The following is a 1,271-nucleotide window of genomic DNA, read 5'->3' on the forward strand; positions in this document are numbered from 1 at the left end:
GCCTCCGGCCACCGGGCCGGACCCGCAGTTCATGGACCGTCTGCTCACGGGTCTGCAGCAGCGGGAGTGGTGACCGCCGGACGGGCCCGGCCCCCACGAACCCGTCCGGCTCCGGGAACCGGGTCCGTCCGCACCGGGTGAGGCGCGGGCGCGGCGCACACGGGACGATGGGGCGCATGACGACCGAATCGATGACGCGGTGGCGGCCCGCCACCGGGGCCACCACGCTCACCCTGGACCGGCGGCCGGTGAGCCTGCTCGACAAGGCCCGCGTGTACGCCTGCGGCATCACGCCCTACGACGTGACCCACCTCGGCCACGCGGCCACGTTCGTCTGGGTGGACACCCTCAGCCGCGTGCTGCGCGTGCTGGGCGTGGAGCCGCTCGTGTGCCGCAACGTCACCGACATCGACGACGTCCTCGACGACGCCGCCCGGCGGGCGGGGCTGCGCTACGACCACTACGCCGCCTTCCAGGAGTTCCAGTTCGAGGGCGACATGGCGGCGCTGAACGTGCGCGCGCCCGACCACGAGCCCCGAGCGCACCGCTACGTCGACTCGGTGATCCGGCTCGCGGGGGCCCTGATCGCCTCGGGAGCCGCCTACGAACGGGACGGGGGCGTCTACTTCCGCGGCAGGCACGTCGTGGCCCGCGCGGGATTGCACGAGGACGACGCCCTCCGCCTGGCCCGGGAGTACGGCGGCAGGCCGGACGACGCCGTTAAGGACGACCCGTTCGACGTGGCCGTGTGGCAGCCCGCCGAGCCCGGCCACCCCGCGTGGGACTCCCCCTGGGGGCCGGGCAGGCCCGGGTGGCACGCCGAGTGCGTCGCGATGTCGGTGTCGGCGTTCGGCGTCGGGGTGGACATCCACGCGGGGGGCGCCGACCTGCGCTTCCCGCACCACGCCTACCACGCGGCGATGGCCGAGGCGCTGACCGGCGTCACCCCCTACGCGCGGGCGTGGCTGCACGTGGGCACGGTGACCGTGGACGGGGTGAAGATGGCCAAGTCGGCGGGCAATCTCGTGCTCGTGCAGGACCTGCTCGCGCGGTATCCGGCGGCGGTGGTCCGCATGGCGATCATCGACCGGCCGTGGTCGCAGACCTGGGACTACACCCCCGGGGCGCTGGAGGCGGCCGCGGCCCGGGTGGAGGACCTGCACCGGGCGGCGGGCAGCAAGGGCGGCCGGACCGACGAGGCCGACATCGAGCACCTGCGTGACCTGCTCGGCGCGGACCTCGACGTCCCCGCCGCGGTCGACGCCGCCGTC

1 protein-coding gene is annotated in these 1,271 nt (G+C 75.0%); it reads left to right on the forward strand.

Annotation, left to right across the window (positions count from 1 at the left end; genetic code table 11):
- Window positions 1-176: 176 nt before the first annotated feature.
- Window positions 177-1,271 (forward strand): cysteine--tRNA ligase (locus tag SACPADRAFT_RS0208670; RefSeq protein ID WP_007027659.1); only part of this gene is annotated, 1,095 nt, incomplete at its 3' end.

The sequence above is a fragment of the Saccharomonospora iraqiensis subsp. paurometabolica YIM 90007 genome (assembly GCF_000231035.2).
In the GTDB taxonomy this organism is placed as follows: Bacteria; Actinomycetota; Actinomycetes; order Mycobacteriales; family Pseudonocardiaceae; genus Saccharomonospora; species Saccharomonospora paurometabolica.